Annotated in this window: 2 tRNA genes; both read right to left on the bottom strand. The window is 48.8% G+C overall.

Annotated features, from left to right (window positions below):
• Nucleotides 1-76 (bottom strand) — tRNA-Lys (locus FQZ95_RS20830).
• A 146-nt stretch (nt 77-222) separates the two neighbouring features.
• Nucleotides 223-298, bottom strand: a tRNA-Lys gene (locus FQZ95_RS20825).
• Between the last annotated feature and the right edge of the window lies 1 nt (nt 299).

Below are 299 nucleotides of genomic sequence, written 5' to 3'. Positions count from 1 at the left end.
TGGTGGGTCGTGCAGGATTCGAACCTGCGACCAATTGATTAAAAGTCAACTGCTCTACCAACTGAGCTAACGACCCATACGGGTGTTACCTGAATGATTTCTACTCGGGACCAATCTTTAATATTGGTGGATCGTGCAGGATGACTCGCTTCGCTCGCCCTACGGGCCGTTGCTGGTGCAACGTTATCCTTCACGCTTAACATCTGAGTTTGATGTTAAAACTGGTGGGTCGTGCAGGATTCGAACCTGCGACCAATTGATTAAAAGTCAACTGCTCTACCAACTGAGCTAACGACCCG

It is taken from the genome of Escherichia sp. HH41S, assembly GCF_009820115.1.
Classification (GTDB): domain Bacteria; phylum Pseudomonadota; class Gammaproteobacteria; order Enterobacterales; family Enterobacteriaceae; genus Escherichia; species Escherichia coli_F.
Note: the sequence above shows the minus strand (reverse complement) of the source record. Positions and strands in the feature narration are given on the sequence as shown.